We start from the raw sequence: 17486 nt of genomic DNA, 5'->3' as shown, positions 1-17486 counted from the left end.
TGAATCGGCTCCGCTAACATCCGCGCCGCCCCGGTTCATCTTCGGGGGCGGAGCCTGCCTTTGAACCGCAGTCTGGACGCCATCTTCCGCCCCCGCTCCGTCGCCGTCATCGGCGCCTCGCGGCGCGAGGGATCGATCGGCGGCGAGATCCTCGCCAAGCTCCTCGAAGGCGGCTTCGAAGGCGCCGTCTATCCGGTCAATCCGCACGCCGACTTCCTGCATTCCATCAAATGCTATCCATCGATCAGCGACATTCCCGACCCGGTCGATCTTGCGATGATCGTGGTGCCGCGCGACTCCGTGCCTGGCGTCGTCGAGGAATGCCGCCGCAAGAAAGTCCACGGGCTGGTGGTGATCACCGCCGGCTTTCGCGAGGTGGGCGAGGAAGGGGCGCGCCTTGAAGCGAAGATCCGCGACAAGGTGCGCAAGGCCGGCATGCGCATGGTGGGTCCCAACTGCATGGGGGTCATCAACACCCATCCCGCCGTGAGCATGAACGCCACCTTCGCGGCCAGCGCGCCGACGCGCGGCCGCTCGGGTTTCATGTCGCAATCGGGAGCGTTGGGGGAGATCATCCTGGCCAATGCGCGCCACATCGGATTGGGAATCTCGATGTTCGCCAGCGTCGGCAACAAGGCCGATGTCTCGGGCAACGACCTGATCGAATACTGGGAAGACGATCCGACAGTCGACGTGATGCTGATGTACCTGGAGAGCTTCGGGAACCCGCGCAAGTTCACCACCATCGCGCAGCGCGCCACGCGCAAGAAGCCGATCATCGCGGTCAAGTCAGGACGCACCGAAGCGGGGGCGCGGGCCGCCTTCTCGCACACGGGATCGCTGGCTGGTGGCGACGTGGCGACCTCCACCTTGTTCGATCAGTGCGGCGTGCTGCGGGTCAACACCATCGAGGAAATGTTCACCCTGGCCACCGCTTTCACCAGCCAGCCGCTGCCCAAGGGGAATCGCGTCGCCATCCTGACCAATGCCGGCGGCCCGGCGATCATGGCGACCGACGCGGCCATCACCCTGGGACTGACGCTCTCGCCGCTGGAGGAGACCACGCGGCGCGAGCTGAGACGCAAGCTGCCGCCCGAATGCAGCGTCGCCAACCCGGTGGACCTGATTGCCTCCGCCGATGCCGACCGCTACGACGTCGCCCTCAAGCTCCTCCTGAAGGACCCTACCGTGGATGGCTTGATGGTCCTGTTCGTCGCCCCGACGATGATCAACTCCCGCGAGGTGGCGCGCACCATCGCACGGCGCTGTACCAAGAGCCGCAAGCCGGTGCTGGCCTGCTTCATGGGGAAGGACCGCGGCGCGGAGGGGATGCAGGCGCTGCGCGCCAGCTCGATCCCTGTCTATTCGTTCCCCGAGGAAGCGGCGCAAGCCATGGCGGCGATGGATCGCTACCGGCGGATCCGCATCCGGCCGCGCGGGCGCACCGTGCGCTTTCACTGTGACCGCGCCCGAGTGAGGCTGCTGCTGTCTTACGTGCGCCGCAAGCGGCGATCCGAGCTGACGCTGGAGGAAACCCAGGAGGTTCTGAAGGGCTACGGCTTTCCCCAGCCGCCCAGTCGCATTGTCACCAGCGCGGCGGCAGCCATCGAAGCCTCGCTGGAGCTGGGCTATCCGGTGGTCCTGAAGGCGGTGCTCCCCGAGCTGTCGCACAAGACCGAGGCGGGCGGCGTGCGCGTCGACTTGCGCAACGGCGACGAGGTGGGCCGCACCTACCGCGAGATGGCCCAGCGGCTGAAGAAGCGCGCGCTGCCGGTGCTCGTCCAGAAGATGATCCGCGGCGGCAGGGAAGTAATCCTCGGCTCGTTCCAGGATCGCCAGTTCGGGACACTGTTGATGTTCGGGCTGGGCGGCATCTTCGTCGAGGCGATGAAGGACGTAGCGTTCCGCGTTCATCCGATCACCGACCGCGACGCGTCCGAGATGATCACCTCGCTGCGCGGCTATCCACTTCTCAAGGGGTTTCGCGGGGAGCCTGGCGTCAGCGAGAAGCTCCTGGTGGAGATGATCCTGCGATTGTCGCAGCTGCTCTCCGATTTCCCGGAGATCGAGCAGGTGGACATCAATCCGTTCATCGTGGGGAGCCGCCGCAGCGAGTCGTTCGCGGTGGACGCGCGCATCGCCCTGCAGCGCCGCTGAAGGCCGCGAGATTTGACGCCCCGCGTTTGCGTGACATAATCTCGGACGTAGTTAATCAATTGAAAAAAAGGAACTAACTTCGCATGCGCCTGCGCTTCGAGCACACCACCATTTTGTGCGTACGCCACAAGGGACAGGTCTCCATGGCGGGAGACGGCCAGGTCACCTTGGGGCATTCGGTGGTCAAGCACGGGGCGCGGAAGATTCGCCGCGTCTACAACGGCACGATTCTGGCCGGCTTCGCCGGCTCGGCGGCCGATGCGATCGCCCTGTTCACCAAGTTCGAGGCGAAGCTCGAAGAGTTCCGCGGCAATCTGGAGCGTGCTTCGGTCGAAATGGTGAAGGACTGGCGCACCGACCGGGTGCTCCGGCGGCTGGAGGCGCACCTGGTGGTAGCCAACGGCAGCCATGCCTACCTGCTCTCCGGCACCGGGGATCTCATCGAGCCGGACGACGGGCTGATCGCGCTCGGCTCGGGCGGACCGCTGGCGCTGGCGGCCGCACGGGCGCTGATCAAGCATTCCGACCTGGACGCACCGACCATCGCCACGGAAGCGATGCGGATCACCTCGGATATCGACATCTATACCAACGATAACATCGCGGTGGAGACGCTGTAAGGCTCCGATGGTCTTCTACATGCCGGGAGAGGTGACGGAGAAGGCGGTCCCGCTCAGCAGCGACGACCTGACGCCTCGCCAGATTGTCGTGGAGCTGGACAAGTATGTCGTGGGGCAGCGCGCCGCCAAGCGCGCCGTGGCCATCGCCCTGCGCAACCGCACCCGCCGGCTGAAGCTGCCTCCCGAGATGGCCGAAGAAGTCGCCCCCAAGAACATCATTATGATCGGCCCCACCGGCGTGGGGAAGACGGAGATCGCCCGCCGTCTCGCGCGCCTGACCAGCTCCCCCTTCATCAAGGTGGAAGCCTCCAAGTACACCGAAGTCGGCTACGTGGGGCGTGACGTCGAGTCGATGATCCGGGACCTTGTCGAGCTGGCGGTCGAGATGGTGCGCTCCGAGAAGGCCAAGGAGGTGCGCCAGCGCGCCGCGCGCAATGTGGAGGACCGCCTCCTGGAGCTGCTGCTGCCGCCCCTGGAGCGGCCCCACCCGGGGGGCATAGCCTCCGAAGTGGGAGCGGAGGCCACCGAGCAGCACGAGCGCAGCCGGGAGAAGCTTCGCCAGCAGCTGCGCTCCGGCGCCCTGGAGGACCGCATGCTCGATCTCGAGGTGCGCGCCTCGTCTTTTCCCGCCATGCGCATTTTTTCCAGCGCCGGCATGGAGGAGATGGACATCAACCTCAAGGAGATGATGCCGGGGATGTTCGGCGGCAAGAGCCGCAAGCGGCGCATGAGCGTGGCGGAGGCACGCGACCACCTCCTGCGCGAGGAAGAGGAAAAGCTGATCGATCCCGATAGTGTGGCGAAGCTGGCCGTCAAGCGCGTCGAGGAGTCGGGCATCATCTTCATCGACGAGCTGGACAAGATTGCCGGCCGCGAGACGGGGCATGGGCCCGACGTCAGCCGTGAGGGAGTCCAGCGCGACTTGCTGCCGATCGTGGAAGGCACCACCGCCAGCACCAAGTACGGCATGGTCAAGACGAACCATATCCTGTTCATCGCCTCCGGCGCCTTTCATGTGAGCAAGCCTTCCGACCTGATCCCGGAGCTGCAGGGACGCTTTCCGATCCGCGTGGAGCTCGACACCCTCAGCGAGGAGGACTTCGTCCGCATCCTGAGCGAGCCGAAGAATGCCCTGACCCGCCAATACGTGGCGCTGATGGAAACCGAGGGATTGCACATGAGCTTCACCCCCGACGCGCTGCAGACGATCGCGCGCTACGCCGCGGAGGTGAACGAGCGCACCGAGAACATCGGGGCCCGCAGGCTTCACACCCTGATGGAGAAGCTGCTGGACGAGGTCTCCTTCGCCGGAAGCGAGCAGGAGGAAAAGACCGTCGTTATCGACGCGGCTTACGTCCAGCGCATGCTCGCCGGCGTCATCCGCGACCAGGACCTGAGCCGTTACATCCTCTAGCAGGAGCAGTCCCACCCTCCGCCGTCCGGTGGAGCTCACGGGAGCGCGTTCCTTGAAGCTTCGCGTCCGCCGCCGGCGCCTGCACGCGTCCGCACCCCTCGCAACCTTGATGACGGCAATCCTCTTCTCGACGGCCTGCGGCAAGAAGGGACCTCCCATGCCGCCGCTGAGGCGCGGGCCCGACCGCATGGCATCGGTCTCGGCCCGCCAGGAGGGGAAGGGGGTGGTCCTCACCGGGTTGCTGCCGCAGCACAGCCAGGACGGCGGGCCGCTGGCTCCCATCACCGAAGTGCGGGTATGGCGCCTGGATCGTGGCGGCCTGACCGGGCTGTCGGGTGCGCAAGCCAAGACGGCGGAGCGCAACGCGGTGCGCCAGTTCACCAAGGACGCGAAGCGCATCGCCACCGTGGAAGGCGAGTCCCTCGGAAAGGCGCTTTCCGCAAGGCGCTTCGCCTTCCTGGATCCCGATCCGCTGGGAGGGGAGATTCCCCAGGCCGGCAAGGACCTCACCTACGCGCTGACCGCGGTGGACATCGAAAAGAGGTCTTCGCCGCTGTCCAACTTCGCCACCCTGCGGCTCCTGCCCCCGCCCATGCCGCCGTCCAATCTCCAGGCGGAGATCTCGGAAAAGGCGATCCGCCTTTTTTGGGAGGCGCCGGCGCCTCAGGCGCAAGAAGTCACGGTGCAGTTCAACGTCTACCGCTCGGAGACGGAGGGGCTGTTCCTGGATCCCCCGCGCAATCCCCAGCCTCTGGCGCAGCCGGCCTTCGAAGATACGGAGTTCAGCTTTGGGAAGGACTATTACTACTCGGTGCGTTCTGTGGCCGTATCCGGGAAGGCAAGCCGGGAAAGCGAAGGCTCCGCGTCGCTGAAGCTGTCGCCCAAAGACGTCTACGCCCCGGCCGCCCCGACAGGGTTCGCCGTTTCGGCGGAGGGCAACGTCATCAAACTCTACTGGTTCCCCAACTCCGAGACCGACCTGGCGGGGTATCGAATCTACCGTTCGACCTCGGAGACGGAGGGTTTCACCGAGCTGACCCGGCCGGCCGCGGACGATTCGACCTACGTGGACGCGGCGGTGGAGCCGGGAGTCAAGTACTATTACAGCATCACGGCGGTGGATACAGCCGAGCCGCCGAACGAGAGCGAGCGGTCGGAGGTGCGCACCGACCGGATCGCCCCGCATGCCCCGGGAGGCACCAAGCCTCCTCCCGGAAAACCCTGAGGAGAGCTGCCTCATGGAATTCTTCAAGATGTCGGGCGGGGGCAACGACTTCATCGTCATCGACAACCGCAACGGGGTGGTGCGCCCCGAGTCGGTCTCGGAGCTGGTGCAGCGAATTACGGTCAGGGCCTTGTCGGTCGGCGCGGATGGCGTCATTCTCCTGGAGACGTCGCGTATCGCCGATTTCCGGGCCATCTTCTACAACCCGGACGGCCATACCACCTTTTGCGGTAACGGCGGGCGCTGCGTCGCGCGGCTGGCCTACCTGATGGGGCTGGTCGGGCCGCGCATGCGGGTGGAAACGATGAAGATGGTCCATGACGCGGTGGTGGAAGGAGAGCGGGTGCGCTTCTCGATGCCCCTGGCCCAGCGGCTCAAGACCGGACTGACGCTGCAGGTCGACGATCAGGCCCTGGAGGGGGCAACGGTCGACACCGGAGTGCCGCATCTGGTGGTTTTTCGGGACACGCCCCACTCGGTCTCGATCCGGGATCTTGGCCGCAAGCTGCGCCATCACGCCGATCTCGGCCCGGAAGGGGCCAATGTCAACTTCGTCATGCTCGTGGACGACCACACCCTCGCGATCCGCACCTACGAGCGCGGCGTGGAAGGGGAGACGCTCTCCTGCGGGACCGGGTGCGTCGCGGCCGCCTTGGTGACTTCCGCTCTCGGGAAGACGCAGTCCCCGGTTTCCTGCTGGACGCGGTCCGGGGTGAGCCTGACGGTGCATTTCAAGGGCTCCCAGGGCGCTTACACGGGGCTCGTTCTCGAAGGCGACGCCCGCCTCGTCTACCAGGGGAACCTGGGAAGCGAGGCGACCCGCGGTTTCGATCCCCCGCGCCGGAACTGACATGCAGATCACCCCGCCTGCTTCCGGGAATTCCAAGCCACGCTCCATGGCGTGGCGGATTTTCCGGCTGGTGGCGGGCTGGACGCTGGTCGTCTTGGGGGTGGTCGGGCTGTTCCTGCCGGTGCTCCAGGGCTTCCTTTTGATCATTTCGGGCCTTGCCGTGCTCAGCACTGAGAGTCCATGGGCCCGCCGGCTCCTCGATCGGCTCAAGAGACTGAGAAAGCGCGGCCAGGAATCGGAGCGGGCCCCCGGCCGGCTCGAATCCAGGATGAGCACCCCGCCAAATCGCTCCGAGTCTCCTCCAAACACGCCAATCTGACCCTCCCAGGAGCCACGGGCACGGGCCCGCTCCTCGCCGTGCGATGGAGCACCCTCTTCCTGTCCGGGAACGAGGGAGTTCCAGCGTCAGTTCTAAGTCTATGCAATATCAATCGGCTAGCTCGGGCCTCTGGAGCAGCGGCACCTGCTCAGCACGATGATTTCGCGCCTTTCCCGGGAATGATCCGCGATGGCAGGCAATTTGCTGTTCCGACCGGCCGGAGGTGCCCCCCAATGTGGAAATCGCTTCTCCCTTACGCGACGTCTTACGACGAGTTCATCAATCCCGACGAAGACACGAGGCTCGAGGCTCTCATCTCGGACCCTGATTCGATGAAGCACGAGCAGTCGGTCATTCGAAGAGAGACTCTGGAGGTCCTGAAAGGGGCTCTCCGCAGCCTTCCCTCGCGAGAACGGTACATTCTCGAGCGCCGGTTCGGCATCGTGGACGACGTGGAGCTCACCTTGGGCGCCATCGCACACATCCTGAAACTCAGCAAGGAACGGGTGAGGCAGCTGGAGCGCGACGCGCTCGGCAAGCTGCGCATGACACTCGCCCAAAGGCGCCAGGACCTTCTCGTCAGTTAAGATCTCTTTGATCCTCTGCCCCCCCCGGGGTTTCGCCCCGTCCCTTCCCCCCCAGGGACGGGGCGAAAACTTTTGGTTGACAACTTCCCGGATAAAGTCATAAAGTTCGCCGGTTCAAAAGGAACCAAGCATTTCTCCGTTCGAAATCTCGGGTGCAGCGCGGTCCCGACTTGAATTGGCTTGCCGGTGCGTCCGCGGCGAGGTCAGCGGTTTGTCCGCAGCGGAAGGATGGCGGTGGCGTGCCCGGCCTGGCAATTTCAAGGTATGATGAGCCACCCGTCGGGGGACCGATTCTCGCGGCGAGACGTTGGAGCCCACCGGGTTTCTACCGATAGCGGCAATGGACTTGGCGGCGCGAAAACCGATTCTCGCCGGCTTGGGATCGCGCGCGAACCCGAAGCTCGAGGGACAGCGTTGAAGAGATGGATTGGGGCGGTCATGCTGGCATGCCTGCTGCTGCCCGCCGTCGGCTGCCAGAAGCTCAAGGCCCGTATCACGATGAAGAAGGCCAACGAGCTCTACTCCGCGGAAAAATACGAAGAAGCCATCAAGAAATACGATGAGGTCGTCGCCATCGATCCCTGGTGGGTCGACGCCTACAAGAACGCCGGTCTTTCCTACCTCGCGCTGTATCAGCCCGGCTCGCTGCATCAGAAAGACGTCGACTACTCCACCAACGCCATCGTCAAGCTGCAGCGCTACCTGCAGTTCGTCCCCGAAGATGAGAAGGCGGAAGATCTCCTCATGGATACCTACATGAAGACTTCCCGCTATGACGAGGCGGTGGAGTTTCAGAAGAAGAAGCTGGAAAAGGACCCGAAGAACAGCCGCTACATGCAGACGATCGGCATGATCTACGCGAAAGCCAGCAACTTCGACGAGGCGCGCAAGTGGTTCCACGCGCGCGCCGAATCCGACGCCAAGAATCCGGAGGCCTGGTACTCCCTCGGCGTGCTGTGCTGGGAGCGCGCCTTCCGGAACCAGGAACTGACGGTGGACGAAAAGCGCTCCCTGATCGACGAGGGGATGGTGGCGCTGAAGAAGGCCGTCGAGCTGCGGGATGACTATTTCGAGGCCTACAGCTATATCAACCTGCTGTATCGCCAGAAGGCGCTCACGGAAACCGACCCTGAGCAGTCGATGAAGGACATCCAGGAAGCGGACCTCAACCAGAAGAAGGCGATCCAGCTGCGCAACGAGCAGATGAAGAAGGGGACCTAGGCGGCGCCGGTCATCCCGGCCGCCCCGGAGGAGCATCCGTTGTTCGACCAGATGGTCACCTCGACCAAAGAGCGCCGCGGCGGCAGGGGGTGGCTCTTCATGCCGGTCTCCATCGCCCTGCACGCAGTGGCGCTGGGTGGGATCATCTTCGCTTCGTTCCTCTCGGTCGGATCGATTCCCGAGCCCCCCATCGTCGTGACTTTCCTGGCCGCTCCGCCGCCTCCTCCGCCCCCGCCTCCACCTCCACCTCCTCCCAAGGGAGGATCCAAGCCGAAAGAACAAACTCCCAAGGTGGAGGAGGTCAAGCCGATCATCCCGCAGGAAATCGTGCAGCCGAAGGAGGTCCCCAAGGAAGTCCCGAAGCCGGTCGAGACGCCCGGTGAGGACGAAGAGGAAGAAGGAGTGGAAGGAGGCGTTGAAGGGGGTGTCGAGGGCGGCGTCGTCGGCGGTGTCGTCGGCGGCGTGATCGGCGGCGTGATCGGGGGCGTTCTCGGCGGCGTTCCGGGCGGGGTCCCGGGCGGCATGCTGGATCAGCCTCTCTACGCCGGATTCGGCGGCGTCACCAACCCCGAGCTAATCTCCTCGAGCAAGGTACTGCCGCGCTATCCCGAGCTGGCCCGGCGCGCCAAGGTCCAGGGGCAGGTCATCCTGCAGGCCGTGGTCCACAAGGACGGCACGGTGGGCGACGTGACGGTGCTCAAGACCCCCGGCGCCAAGCTGGGATTCGACGAAGCGGCCATGGAGGCGGTCAAGCAGTGGCGCTACAAGCCGGGCCTGCAGAACGGCAAGCCCGTGGACGTGTATTTCACGATCATCGTGGACTTCTACCTGAGCCAGTAGCGGAATCCCCGAGGGATTTAGGAGGCAACCCAACATGGAATTTGGACTCGTAGAAATCTGGAACCACATGGGATGGGAGGCGAAGGGGGTGGCTCTCATCCTCGCCCTCATGTCCGTCTGGACCATCAAAGTGACCTTCGATCGCGTCCTGCTCTACCGCGCCGCGCGCAAGCAGTCGATCGACTTCCTGCCGCTGGCGACGCAATGCCTGAAGAGCAACAAGCTGCGCGAGGCCGTCGAGCTGGCCAAGAAGTACCGCAAGAGCCATCTCGCCCGGGTGATCGCGGCGGGGCTGCAGGAGATGCAGTCCGAGTCCGACGACGGAATCGAGGGCGGGCTGATGCTCGACGCCGTCCGGCGCAGCATGGACCGCGAGTCGATCCTGGTCAGCACCGAGCTGAAGAAGGGGATCCCCTCGCTGGCCACGATCGGCACGACGGCCCCGTTCATCGGGCTGTTCGGAACGGTGTACGGAATCATCCACGCTTTTCAGGCGATGGCCTCCTCGGGATCGGGCGGACTGGCGTCGGTTTCCGCCGGTATCTCCGAGGCCCTGATCACCACGGCGTTCGGACTGTTCGTCGCGATCCCGGCCGTCTGGATCTTCAACGTCTTCACCGGCCGCGTCGACTATTTCGTGCTGGAGATGAACAACTCCTCCTCCGAAATGGTCGACTTCTTCATCAAGAAGCAGAACGTTCCGGTCCGCGGCCAGGGGGTAGGGGCCCATGCAAGCAGGTAACCAGGGCGCCGGCGACGTCAAATCGGACATCAACGTCACTCCGCTGGTGGACGTCTGCCTGGTGCTGCTGATCATCTTCATGGTCGTCACGCCGATGCTCCAGAAGGGAGTCAACATCACGCTCCCGGCGGCCGCCGCAGCCGAGAAGAAGCCCGACAGCGCCAATACCCTCACGGTGGCGATCACCAAGGACAACCGTCTCTACATCGAGAAGGACCCGGTTTCCAAGGAGCTGCTCCTCTCCGCCATGCAGGAGATCCACGACCGCAGCCCCGAGAAGATCGTCTACGTGAAGGCGGACAAATTCCTGAAGTACGGCGACGTCAAGGAAGTGATGATGACGATCAACGAGGCCGGTTTCGAGCGGGTGGGTCTGCTCACCGAGCCGAAGTCCGAGTCCGAGACCAAAGCGGTCAAGCACTGAAGGGCTGAAGGGAGATACGGCACCATGGGAATGGGAGGCGGCAGCGGAAGCGGGGTAAAGTCCGAGATCAACGTCACCCCTCTGGTCGACGTCGTGCTCGTCCTCCTCATCATCTTCATGGTCGTGACCCCACTGCTCCAGAAGGGGTTCGACATGGAGATTCCCAAGGAGTCGACGGCGGACGTGATTATCGATCCCACCAGCGTCCAGCTCATCCTCACGGTCAAGGCCGACCAGACAATGTTGCTGAACAAGGATACGGTGGACCGCAACAATCTCGTGGATGAAGTGTCCAAGGCGGTCACCGGCCGCAAGGACAAGGTGGTCTTCGTCCAGGCCGACGGGGAGCTCGATTACGGCTACGTCGTGCAGATCATGGATATGGTCCGGCAGGCCGGCGTGGATCAGGTGGCGCTGGTCACCCACGATGTGAATCCCGAGGCCACCGCCGCCACACCCTGAGGGCCGGCCCGGCCTCCTGTCTCGCCCTTCCTACCCTCTCCCAAGCTGAAGCTGGTGTGCGATCTTCAGCGACCCTGTCGGGTCGCATTGGGTGCGGATCCGCGCTGCCGCGTTCCGCTTTTCTTTGACCGACACCGGCTGCCGTGATATAGGGATCCAGGCATTGCTCGCAAGGAAAGAGGACGATCGACACGGAGGATCCAGACCCCATGAGCCGTTCGAATCAGCCTTCGGGCGAACCCGGCGCAGGCGGAAAGCCGGTAGTGGAAGTGCGCCAGTGGGAGGAATCCGCGGTTGCCCGCAACCTTTCCGATGACTGGGAATCCCGGCGCGGGCGGCGGCGCTGGTCGAACGAGCGCTACCGGATGTCCCAGCTGCTGCGCGCCAACCTGGTCTCCGGCGAGGATCTCGTCGACGTCGGCTGCGGGCCCGGCTTCTACGTGCCGGTTTATCTCGAGAAGGCGGGAGCCGCCCACACCTACCTGGTGGATCGCTCCGAGGAGATGCTGGCGCACTGCCGGCTGACCTATCCTTCCCTTCAGGCCGACCACCTCGCCCTCGGCTCGATCCACGAGATTCCTCACCCGTCGGGACGCTTTCGAGCCGTGGTCAATTGCGACGTGCTCATGCACATCGCCGGTTACCGGCGGGCCCTGGAGGAGCTTTTCCGCATCTGCGACCCGGACGGCGGACGCGTCTTCCTGCGGGTGAATCTCACCGACGGATCCACCTATGGAGATTTACCCGATCCGGCACGGCCCGATCCGGAGAAGATCTACTGGGTGGCCTACGGCAGGCAGGAGTTCCGCACCGCCCTGGAATCACTGGGTCCCGCCGAAATCACCCTCATCGATCGAATCTGCCGCAAGCCGCTCAAGCGCGGCGGCGATCCCTTCGTGGCCGACGCCGCGATCGTGGTCCTGACCCGTGGAAAGGCGAGGGCGCCGCTGAAGCTCGAGACGCGGCTCGGCCATCTGCTGCGCAAGGTGCTGTCGCCGGGCGCGCTGCAGCCGCCTCCCACCGGAAGCCGGCGATGAGCCGCGGCAAGATCCACCTGGTGGGCATCTGCGGCACCGGGATGGGCTCGTTGGCGGGACTTCTGGCCGAAGCAGGCTACGAGGTCCGGGGCTCCGACGAGAATGTCTACCCGCCGATGTCGACGATGCTCGAGCGTCTCGGAATCACTCTGATGTCGGGCTACCGGGCCGAGAACCTTGACTGGGGCCCTGAGCTGGTGATTATCGGGAACATCGCCACCCCCTCCAACCCCGAGGCACTATCAGCCGTGGCCCGAAAGCTCGCCTGGAGCAGCTTTCCGCAAGCGGTCGAGGATCTGTTCCTGAAAAACTCCCATCCCGTGGTCATCGCCGGGACGCACGGCAAGACGACCACCTCGGCGCTGATGGCCTGGGTCCTGAAGGAGGCGGGACGTGACCCTTCCTGGCTGGTGGGCGGAGTTCTGAGCGGGGAGGATCGCAGCTTCCACCTCGGACGCGGCAGCCACTTCGTCATCGAAGGCGACGAGTATGAGTCGGCCTACTTCGACAAGGGCTCCAAGTTCCTGCACTATCGCCCGCGCACGGCGATCCTGACCAGCGTGGAGTTTGATCATGCTGAGATGTTCACTGACCTGGAGGCGGTGAAAAAGACTTTCGCCGCCTTCATCGCGCTGATACCCGCCGACGGTGCGCTGGTCAGCTGCGCCGACGGTCCGCTGGTGCGCGAGCTGTCGGCGGCCTGCCGCGGGCGGCGCATCGACTACGGCGTACGGGAGAAGGCGACCTGGGTGGGCCGCACGCGCAAGGCGACGCAGGACGGGATCCTGTTCGATGTGTTCCGCGGCAACGAGCGCTTCGCCTCCTACACTTCGCCGATGACCGGAAACCACAACCTGCAGAACATCCTGGGCGTCACCGCCGCCGCCTCCCATCTCGGGCTCGGACCGGAGGAGATCGGCAAAGGGCTGGCGAGCTTTCCGGGAGTGCGGCGCCGCCAGGAGATCCGCGGCGTCACTCGCGGAGTCACGGTGGTGGACGATTTCGCGCACCATCCGACGGCGGTGCACGGCACCATCGGCGCGCTGGCGGAGCGCTACGCGGGGCACCGTCTCTGGGCGGTGTTCGAGCCCAGGACCAACACCACGCGCCGCGCCGTCTTCCAGCAGGAGTATGCCGAGGCGTTCGACCAGGCCGACCTGGTGCTGATCGCCGCGGTCGACCATCCCGAGCGGGCCCCGGCAGGGGACCGTTTCTCGGCCGAAGGGCTGGTCGAGGATCTGAAGCGGCGGGGTATCGAGGCGCGCTATTCTCCCGGCGTGCCGGCGATCGTGGAGATCATCGCCGCGGAGGCGCGCGATGGTGACGTGGTCCTGATCATGTCCAACGGATCCTTCGGCGGCATCCACCAGAAGCTGCTCGACGCCCTGGCGCGGCAGCGCTAGCTGCGGCGCCGAATTCTAGAGCTTCTGCAGGGTGAGCCGGAGACACCGCTTCTTTCCCGACCGATCCTGCTCCGCTTCCAAAGTCGCCGACGAGCCCTTCCCCTTCCATTGCCAGCTCAAATTCTTGCCGCCGGCCGCGCCGTTCTTGGAGGATTCGCGGAAATCGCCTCCAAAGACCGGGACGAGGAAGCTCAGCGCTTCCTCGGGCGAGATCGATGCGGCCGCGCCCGGGAAATAGAAGCGGAAGGCTTTCAGGCTGTTGGAGGGGAGATAGTCGACCTGGAACGCCTGGATCCACCCCAGGTAGGGAGAAACGAAGGAGTAGCCGCAGTGGGCCAGCTTGTCCGCGTCGACCCCCTGGGTGGCCGGGCAGCCGGGGCGATCGGGGCGGGCGGCGGACGGCAGCTTCGCGAAGAATTCTTTCGGCGAGCGGCCCAGATTGAAGATGCCGTAGCCATCGGCGCGGAAATCGGCCGAGGATCCGTCGATGCGGCGCGTTGCGGAGCCGGCGTAGCGCAGCGGCTTCTGGCTGTACAGCGCAACGCCGGTGCGGTCCTCCGCCTCCAGGCGAATAATCAAATCGGGATATCCGTCTTCCGTGAAATCGGTAGCGCTCGCCCCGTGCGCCCTCACTCCAGCACCTGAAATCCCTTCGAGACGGTCCACGAAGAGGATGCGCCCCTCCTCGGACAGCTCCACGATAACCCGCTGCTGACTCGCGCCGGGATCACGCGAATCGGGAACCATCACGGTGCGGGCCTTCAGGATCTCTGCCCGCCCGTCCCGATTCAAATCAAAGGAACCCTCCAGAGCGGAGGTGTCCCAGTCGGGATCGGGATCCCTGGGACGCAGGATCGGCACCGGATCGGCGTCGACGACGGCATTTGCCGTGACCGCCAGCCGGCGGGCCAGGACCGGGTCCCAGCCCGATTCGGGCGCCGGCGGCAGGAACAGCAGGGAGAACTCCCCGCCGGCGTTCTGCTGCAGGCGGGCCGGCTGTTCGCCCGGCTCCCCCCAGATGATGATCCGGTAGAAGGTGTACCCGGAGGCCGAGAGAGACGACGGGATCAGCAGACCGAGGAGCAACCCCCAGCAGGCGTGGCGGCGAGTGAAGCGCATACTTCGATTCTACCCTCGGAACGGCCGGAAAGGCTCTCCGGCGCGGCTCAGCGGCGGATCGTGACGTCCACGTGCGCGGCGTCGGGAGAGATGGTCACCGTTCCGGATTGGGCCTGCAGCGTGATGCCGTCGGCGGTCAGCCGAAAGGAGGTACGGAACTCGCGGGTCCCGGGGACGCGATCGAGGGGGTTGAAGTCGAGGTCCATCTGGAAGTCCTCCGTCGGCGCGAACACCGTAACGCCCCGCACGTCCATGGGGCCGTTCCCCAGGGTCGCCAGGGTCGGCGTGTCCATGGCGGAGAAGGAGGTCTCGCCGATGGCGAGCTGCAGCATGCGGCGGTGCAGGATCCGCGAGGCATCGATGCGCTGCATGTTCATCGGGTCGAACCCGCGCACCTCCACGGGAGAGTCGGGAAAGCTGACGGCGACCTCGATTCCCTTCTGGCGCAGAAAGGCGTCGGCGGCGGCCTTGCGATCCTGCGACAGCCGGGCGAGCTTGCCTTCCACGGTGCGCAGGACCTCGTCGTAGCGATAATCCTTCTTGGCGGCGGCGAGGGAGGCGGGAGCGGCCGCGGCGCTCAGCGGCACGGCTTCGGCAAGGATTTCGTCGAGATATTTGTCGGAGCTGAGAACGGAGCTCTTCCAGTCGACCGCGAGCCGATCGAGGACGAGCCCGAGGGCCATCCCGGTGGCGTAACCGCGGTCGCGGGTGCCTCCCGGATCCGAGGAGAAGCGCAGCAGGCGCATGAGATAGCTTCCCATCTTCAGCTCGGAGGCCTGGGAGAAGCCCAGAGCGTAGGGATCGTCCTTGCCCAGCCCCGGAGATGCCGCGGCCGCCTTCTTCGCCTCGTCGAGCAGCCGCACCTCCAGATAGGTCGGGATTCCTTCCTGGTACTCGATGCCCCGATCGGCCCGCAGCATCTCGGCTCCCACCGAGCGCAGCCGCGCCTCGCGCACGGCGAGAAACTGCCGCACCTTGACCGGATCGGCGGCGTCCTCGAAGCGCACCAGATCGAACAGGATCATCTGCTCCAGCTGCGCCAGAGCAAGGTTCTCGGAGTTCAGATCGGGATAGCGCATCAGGAGTGCTTCGACCGATCCCTTGCCCGTCTTGCCCACCTTGTTCTGCATGGCGTGGAACGTCTCATGGAAGATGAGAGCGACGAACTTGAGGGAGACGCTGTCGGCTTCCGAGGGGGCCGTCGAATAGGAGATGCAGGCGGTCGGGGCGCCGTTAAGGTCGATGCTGGTGTTGGCGGTGAAGCGCGCGTCGCGTCCCGTCTTCGTGAACACCGTCCCGAGCAACGGCAGCTTGGTCTCCAGCCGGACGAAATCGGGCGGAGGGGTCGGATGATTCACCAGGTAGGCCACCCGCCCCGGCTCGAAGACCAGGATCGGATACTTCTCGAGTCCCCACCCGGGCCAGAGCTTTCCGGAGGTGGCCCGGGAGAGGACCAGGGCTTCTCCCAGCCTTCCGAGGATCAGGCGATCGCCCGCCGGCACTGCTGGCGCGGCGGAAGCGGCCGGAGCGGGCGGCGCATCCGGCATCGCCAGCGGGGAAGCGGGAGCGGCGGTCAGCGCGAGAAGGGCGATGGGCGCGAGGCGTGCGATGGCTTTCAAGGGAGACTCCTGGGGGGGATGGAGTAAAACGGTCGCTTCATGCGGATCCTCAGGGCGCGACGAAAGGGGTCGGGCGAAGGTGGCGCTGCAGCCAGTCGAGCGTGTCCTTGAGCATCGGGTCGGTGAACTCGTGCGCCGCCGGGTAAAGCTTCGTGGCCAGGTTGCGGCGGGCCCCCAGCAGGCTGAAGATCTTTCCGGCCCGGCGATGGACTTCCTTGACTCCTTCGATGGGTGATGCGCCGTCCTCCTCGCCGCTCAGGCTCAGGAAGGGCCGCGGCGCCAGCAGGGAGACGACGTCGGACACCTCGGCGATCTTCAGGATGCCGGGGACGTAGAAGTAGATGCCGTGGCGGTTCAGAGCTCCCGCCTCGATGAGGGCCCGGTAGGACGTCAGGCCGCAAGCCGCCACCACGACGCGAACGCGCGGGTCGAGGGCGCCGACCCACCAGGACTTGGTGCTTCCCATGGAGAATCCGAAGCAGCCGATCCGCTGCGCATCCACCTCGCGGCGAGTCTGCAGATAATCCAGCGCCGCGAACTCGTCGGAGAGCATCATGCCCCAGAGTGTTTGCCCCTGCAGCAGGAACTCCTTGGCCGTGGCGTTCTCGTCGCCGCGCCGCTCGCCGAAACACCAGGAGTCGATGGCCAGCACGCAATAGCCGGCACGAGCCAGAATCGCGCCGATAGGCGGCATGCGCCCCTTCCCCTCCAGGATTTCCCCTTTGCCCCAGGCATAGTCGTGAGAGTGGTTGTGGCAATAGAGCAGGGCGGGCTTTTTTCCGGCGACGCGGGGGTTCAGGAACAGGGCCGGGACGCGGATCCCCTTGACGCTTCCGAAGCTGACCTGCTCGATGGTGAAGCCCAGGCGCTCCTCGCGGCGGACGACCTTGGGTGAGAGGGCGGCGCGCGGCGGGACCTCGCCCAGCACGCGTCGCAGGTCTCGCCGCAGCTTCGGCGCCACCTTCTTCTGCCACTGCCCGCGGGTCATGGCGTGGTGGCCCCCGGCACGGCGCGCGGCACGACGCCGGAAGGCGGCGCTTCTCCCGGCGCGCGGCTGACCCGCGCCAGGGTCACCTTTTGCTGCCGGTCCAGGGGAACCACCTCGAAGCGAGCCCCTTCTTTCAGGTTCTTCAAGCCCGGCTCCTCCAGGAAGCAGTAGATGGTCCCGTCCCGGTCCACGAGTCCCTCCAGCTCCTCCCGTCCCTTGACGAAAGGCACACGGTTTTCCGTGTAGAAGTAAAGGTAGTTGTGAAACTGCTTGTACGCCACCACCGTCCTGCCTTCCCGGGCCAGCCGGACCCCTTCCGCGGCGATACGGGTCAGCGAAGCCTCCTCCCGGACACCTCCCAGGCTGCAGGCCACCAGGGCGGTAAGCGATGCGACGGAGCCCAGGGCGCAGGCCCTGAAGAGGAGATTACGACGTCCCGCGGCTGCCAGGAACGCCAGG

The 17486-nt window shown here is 65.3% G+C and carries 18 protein-coding genes; 14 read left to right on the top strand and 4 right to left on the bottom strand.

The genetic code is table 11. The features are described from left to right. Positions 1 to 60 precede the first annotated feature (60 nt). The 14 genes from VFW45_16250 to mpl all read left to right on the top strand — a co-directional run bounded on the left by VFW45_16250 (position 61) and on the right by mpl (position 13301). Positions 61 to 2157 (top strand): acetate--CoA ligase family protein, encoded by a 2097-nt coding sequence (locus VFW45_16250; protein HEU5182339.1) that lies wholly within the window; start codon positions 61 to 63, stop codon positions 2155 to 2157. A gap of 83 nt (positions 2158 to 2240) precedes the next feature. Further along, positions 2241 to 2777: an ATP-dependent protease subunit HslV gene (gene hslV, locus VFW45_16245; GenBank protein HEU5182338.1), complete on the top strand. Its 537-nt coding sequence runs from the start codon at positions 2241 to 2243 to the stop codon at positions 2775 to 2777. A gap of 7 nt (positions 2778 to 2784) precedes the next feature. After that, positions 2785 to 4191 carry an ATP-dependent protease ATPase subunit HslU gene (hslU, locus tag VFW45_16240; GenBank protein HEU5182337.1) on the top strand — a complete coding sequence of 469 codons (1407 nt, stop codon included), beginning with the start codon at positions 2785 to 2787 and terminating at the stop codon, positions 4189 to 4191. Positions 4192 to 4243: 52 nt separating this feature from the next. Beyond that, positions 4244 to 5416 (top strand): fibronectin type III domain-containing protein, encoded by a 1173-nt coding sequence (locus VFW45_16235; GenBank protein HEU5182336.1) that lies wholly within the window; start codon positions 4244 to 4246, stop codon positions 5414 to 5416. Positions 5417 to 5429: 13 nt separating this feature from the next. Further along, a complete protein-coding gene (gene dapF / locus VFW45_16230) occupies positions 5430 to 6266 on the top strand; it encodes a diaminopimelate epimerase (protein ID HEU5182335.1) in 837 nt (278 codons plus the stop codon). A gap of 1 nt (position 6267) precedes the next feature. Further along, a complete protein-coding gene (locus tag VFW45_16225) occupies positions 6268 to 6585 on the top strand; it encodes a PGPGW domain-containing protein (GenBank protein HEU5182334.1) in 318 nt (105 codons plus the stop codon). Positions 6586 to 6818: 233 nt separating this feature from the next. After that, positions 6819 to 7172, top strand: a complete 354-nt coding sequence (locus VFW45_16220; GenBank protein HEU5182333.1) for a sigma factor-like helix-turn-helix DNA-binding protein — start codon at positions 6819 to 6821, stop codon at positions 7170 to 7172. 414 nt (positions 7173 to 7586) lie between these two features. Further along, the gene (locus VFW45_16215) at positions 7587 to 8393 is read left to right on the top strand and encodes a tetratricopeptide repeat protein (GenBank protein ID HEU5182332.1); all 807 of its coding nucleotides are present in this window, start codon (positions 7587 to 7589) and stop codon (positions 8391 to 8393) included. Between the two features lie 99 nt (positions 8394 to 8492). After that, entirely contained in the window at positions 8493 to 9233 is a 741-nt protein-coding gene (locus VFW45_16210; protein ID HEU5182331.1) for a TonB family protein, read from the top strand. Between the two features lie 34 nt (positions 9234 to 9267). Further along, positions 9268 to 9975, top strand: a complete 708-nt coding sequence (locus VFW45_16205; GenBank protein HEU5182330.1) for a MotA/TolQ/ExbB proton channel family protein — start codon at positions 9268 to 9270, stop codon at positions 9973 to 9975. Continuing rightward, complete coding sequence (locus VFW45_16200) at positions 9962 to 10399, top strand: biopolymer transporter ExbD (GenBank protein ID HEU5182329.1); 438 nt, start codon at positions 9962 to 9964, stop codon at positions 10397 to 10399. Before VFW45_16205 ends, VFW45_16200 begins: the two co-directional genes overlap by 14 nt. Before the next feature lie 24 nt (positions 10400 to 10423). Continuing rightward, positions 10424 to 10861, top strand: a complete 438-nt coding sequence (locus VFW45_16195; protein ID HEU5182328.1) for a biopolymer transporter ExbD — start codon at positions 10424 to 10426, stop codon at positions 10859 to 10861. Between the two features lie 209 nt (positions 10862 to 11070). After that, a complete protein-coding gene (locus VFW45_16190) occupies positions 11071 to 11898 on the top strand; it encodes a class I SAM-dependent methyltransferase (GenBank protein HEU5182327.1) in 828 nt (275 codons plus the stop codon). Beyond that, a complete protein-coding gene (gene mpl, locus VFW45_16185; GenBank protein HEU5182326.1) occupies positions 11895 to 13301 on the top strand; it encodes a UDP-N-acetylmuramate:L-alanyl-gamma-D-glutamyl-meso-diaminopimelate ligase in 1407 nt (468 codons plus the stop codon). Before VFW45_16190 ends, mpl begins: the two co-directional genes overlap by 4 nt. A gap of 15 nt (positions 13302 to 13316) precedes the next feature. Here mpl and VFW45_16180 read toward each other — a convergent pair whose 3' ends face one another. From VFW45_16180 to VFW45_16165, 4 genes are all read right to left on the bottom strand, one after another. Further along, positions 13317 to 14420: a hypothetical protein gene (locus VFW45_16180; protein ID HEU5182325.1), complete on the bottom strand. Its 1104-nt coding sequence runs from the start codon at positions 14418 to 14420 to the stop codon at positions 13317 to 13319. Between the two features lie 47 nt (positions 14421 to 14467). Then, entirely contained in the window at positions 14468 to 16039 is a 1572-nt protein-coding gene (locus VFW45_16175) for a hypothetical protein (protein HEU5182324.1), read from the bottom strand. A gap of 49 nt (positions 16040 to 16088) precedes the next feature. Further along, positions 16089 to 17027, bottom strand: a complete 939-nt coding sequence (locus VFW45_16170; GenBank protein HEU5182323.1) for a dienelactone hydrolase family protein — start codon at positions 17025 to 17027, stop codon at positions 16089 to 16091. Next, the coding region (locus VFW45_16165; GenBank protein HEU5182322.1) for a hypothetical protein at positions 17024 to 17486 on the bottom strand (463 nt) is incomplete at its 5' end. The genes VFW45_16170 and VFW45_16165, both read right to left, overlap by 4 nt.

The organism is Candidatus Polarisedimenticolia bacterium (genome assembly GCA_035764505.1).
Taxonomy (GTDB): Bacteria; Acidobacteriota; Polarisedimenticolia; order Gp22-AA2; family AA152; genus AA152.
Note: the sequence above shows the minus strand (reverse complement) of the source record. Positions and strands in the feature narration are given on the sequence as shown.

Coding starts and splice junctions, on each gene's coding strand:
- VFW45_16225 (HEU5182334.1), top strand. CDS start 6,268: ATGCAGATCACCCCGCCTGCTTCCGGGAATTCCAAGCCACGCTCCATG.
- mpl (HEU5182326.1), top strand. CDS start 11,895: ATGAGCCGCGGCAAGATCCACCTGGTGGGCATCTGCGGCACCGGGATG.
- VFW45_16200 (HEU5182329.1), top strand. CDS start 9,962: ATGCAAGCAGGTAACCAGGGCGCCGGCGACGTCAAATCGGACATCAAC.
- hslV (HEU5182338.1), top strand. CDS start 2,241: ATGCGCCTGCGCTTCGAGCACACCACCATTTTGTGCGTACGCCACAAG.
- VFW45_16180 (HEU5182325.1), bottom strand. CDS start 14,420: ATGCGCTTCACTCGCCGCCACGCCTGCTGGGGGTTGCTCCTCGGTCTG.
- VFW45_16190 (HEU5182327.1), top strand. CDS start 11,071: ATGAGCCGTTCGAATCAGCCTTCGGGCGAACCCGGCGCAGGCGGAAAG.
- VFW45_16195 (HEU5182328.1), top strand. CDS start 10,424: ATGGGAATGGGAGGCGGCAGCGGAAGCGGGGTAAAGTCCGAGATCAAC.
- dapF (HEU5182335.1), top strand. CDS start 5,430: ATGGAATTCTTCAAGATGTCGGGCGGGGGCAACGACTTCATCGTCATC.
- VFW45_16210 (HEU5182331.1), top strand. CDS start 8,493: ATGCCGGTCTCCATCGCCCTGCACGCAGTGGCGCTGGGTGGGATCATC.
- VFW45_16220 (HEU5182333.1), top strand. CDS start 6,819: ATGTGGAAATCGCTTCTCCCTTACGCGACGTCTTACGACGAGTTCATC.
- hslU (HEU5182337.1), top strand. CDS start 2,785: ATGGTCTTCTACATGCCGGGAGAGGTGACGGAGAAGGCGGTCCCGCTC.
- VFW45_16205 (HEU5182330.1), top strand. CDS start 9,268: ATGGAATTTGGACTCGTAGAAATCTGGAACCACATGGGATGGGAGGCG.
- VFW45_16170 (HEU5182323.1), bottom strand. CDS start 17,027: ATGACCCGCGGGCAGTGGCAGAAGAAGGTGGCGCCGAAGCTGCGGCGA.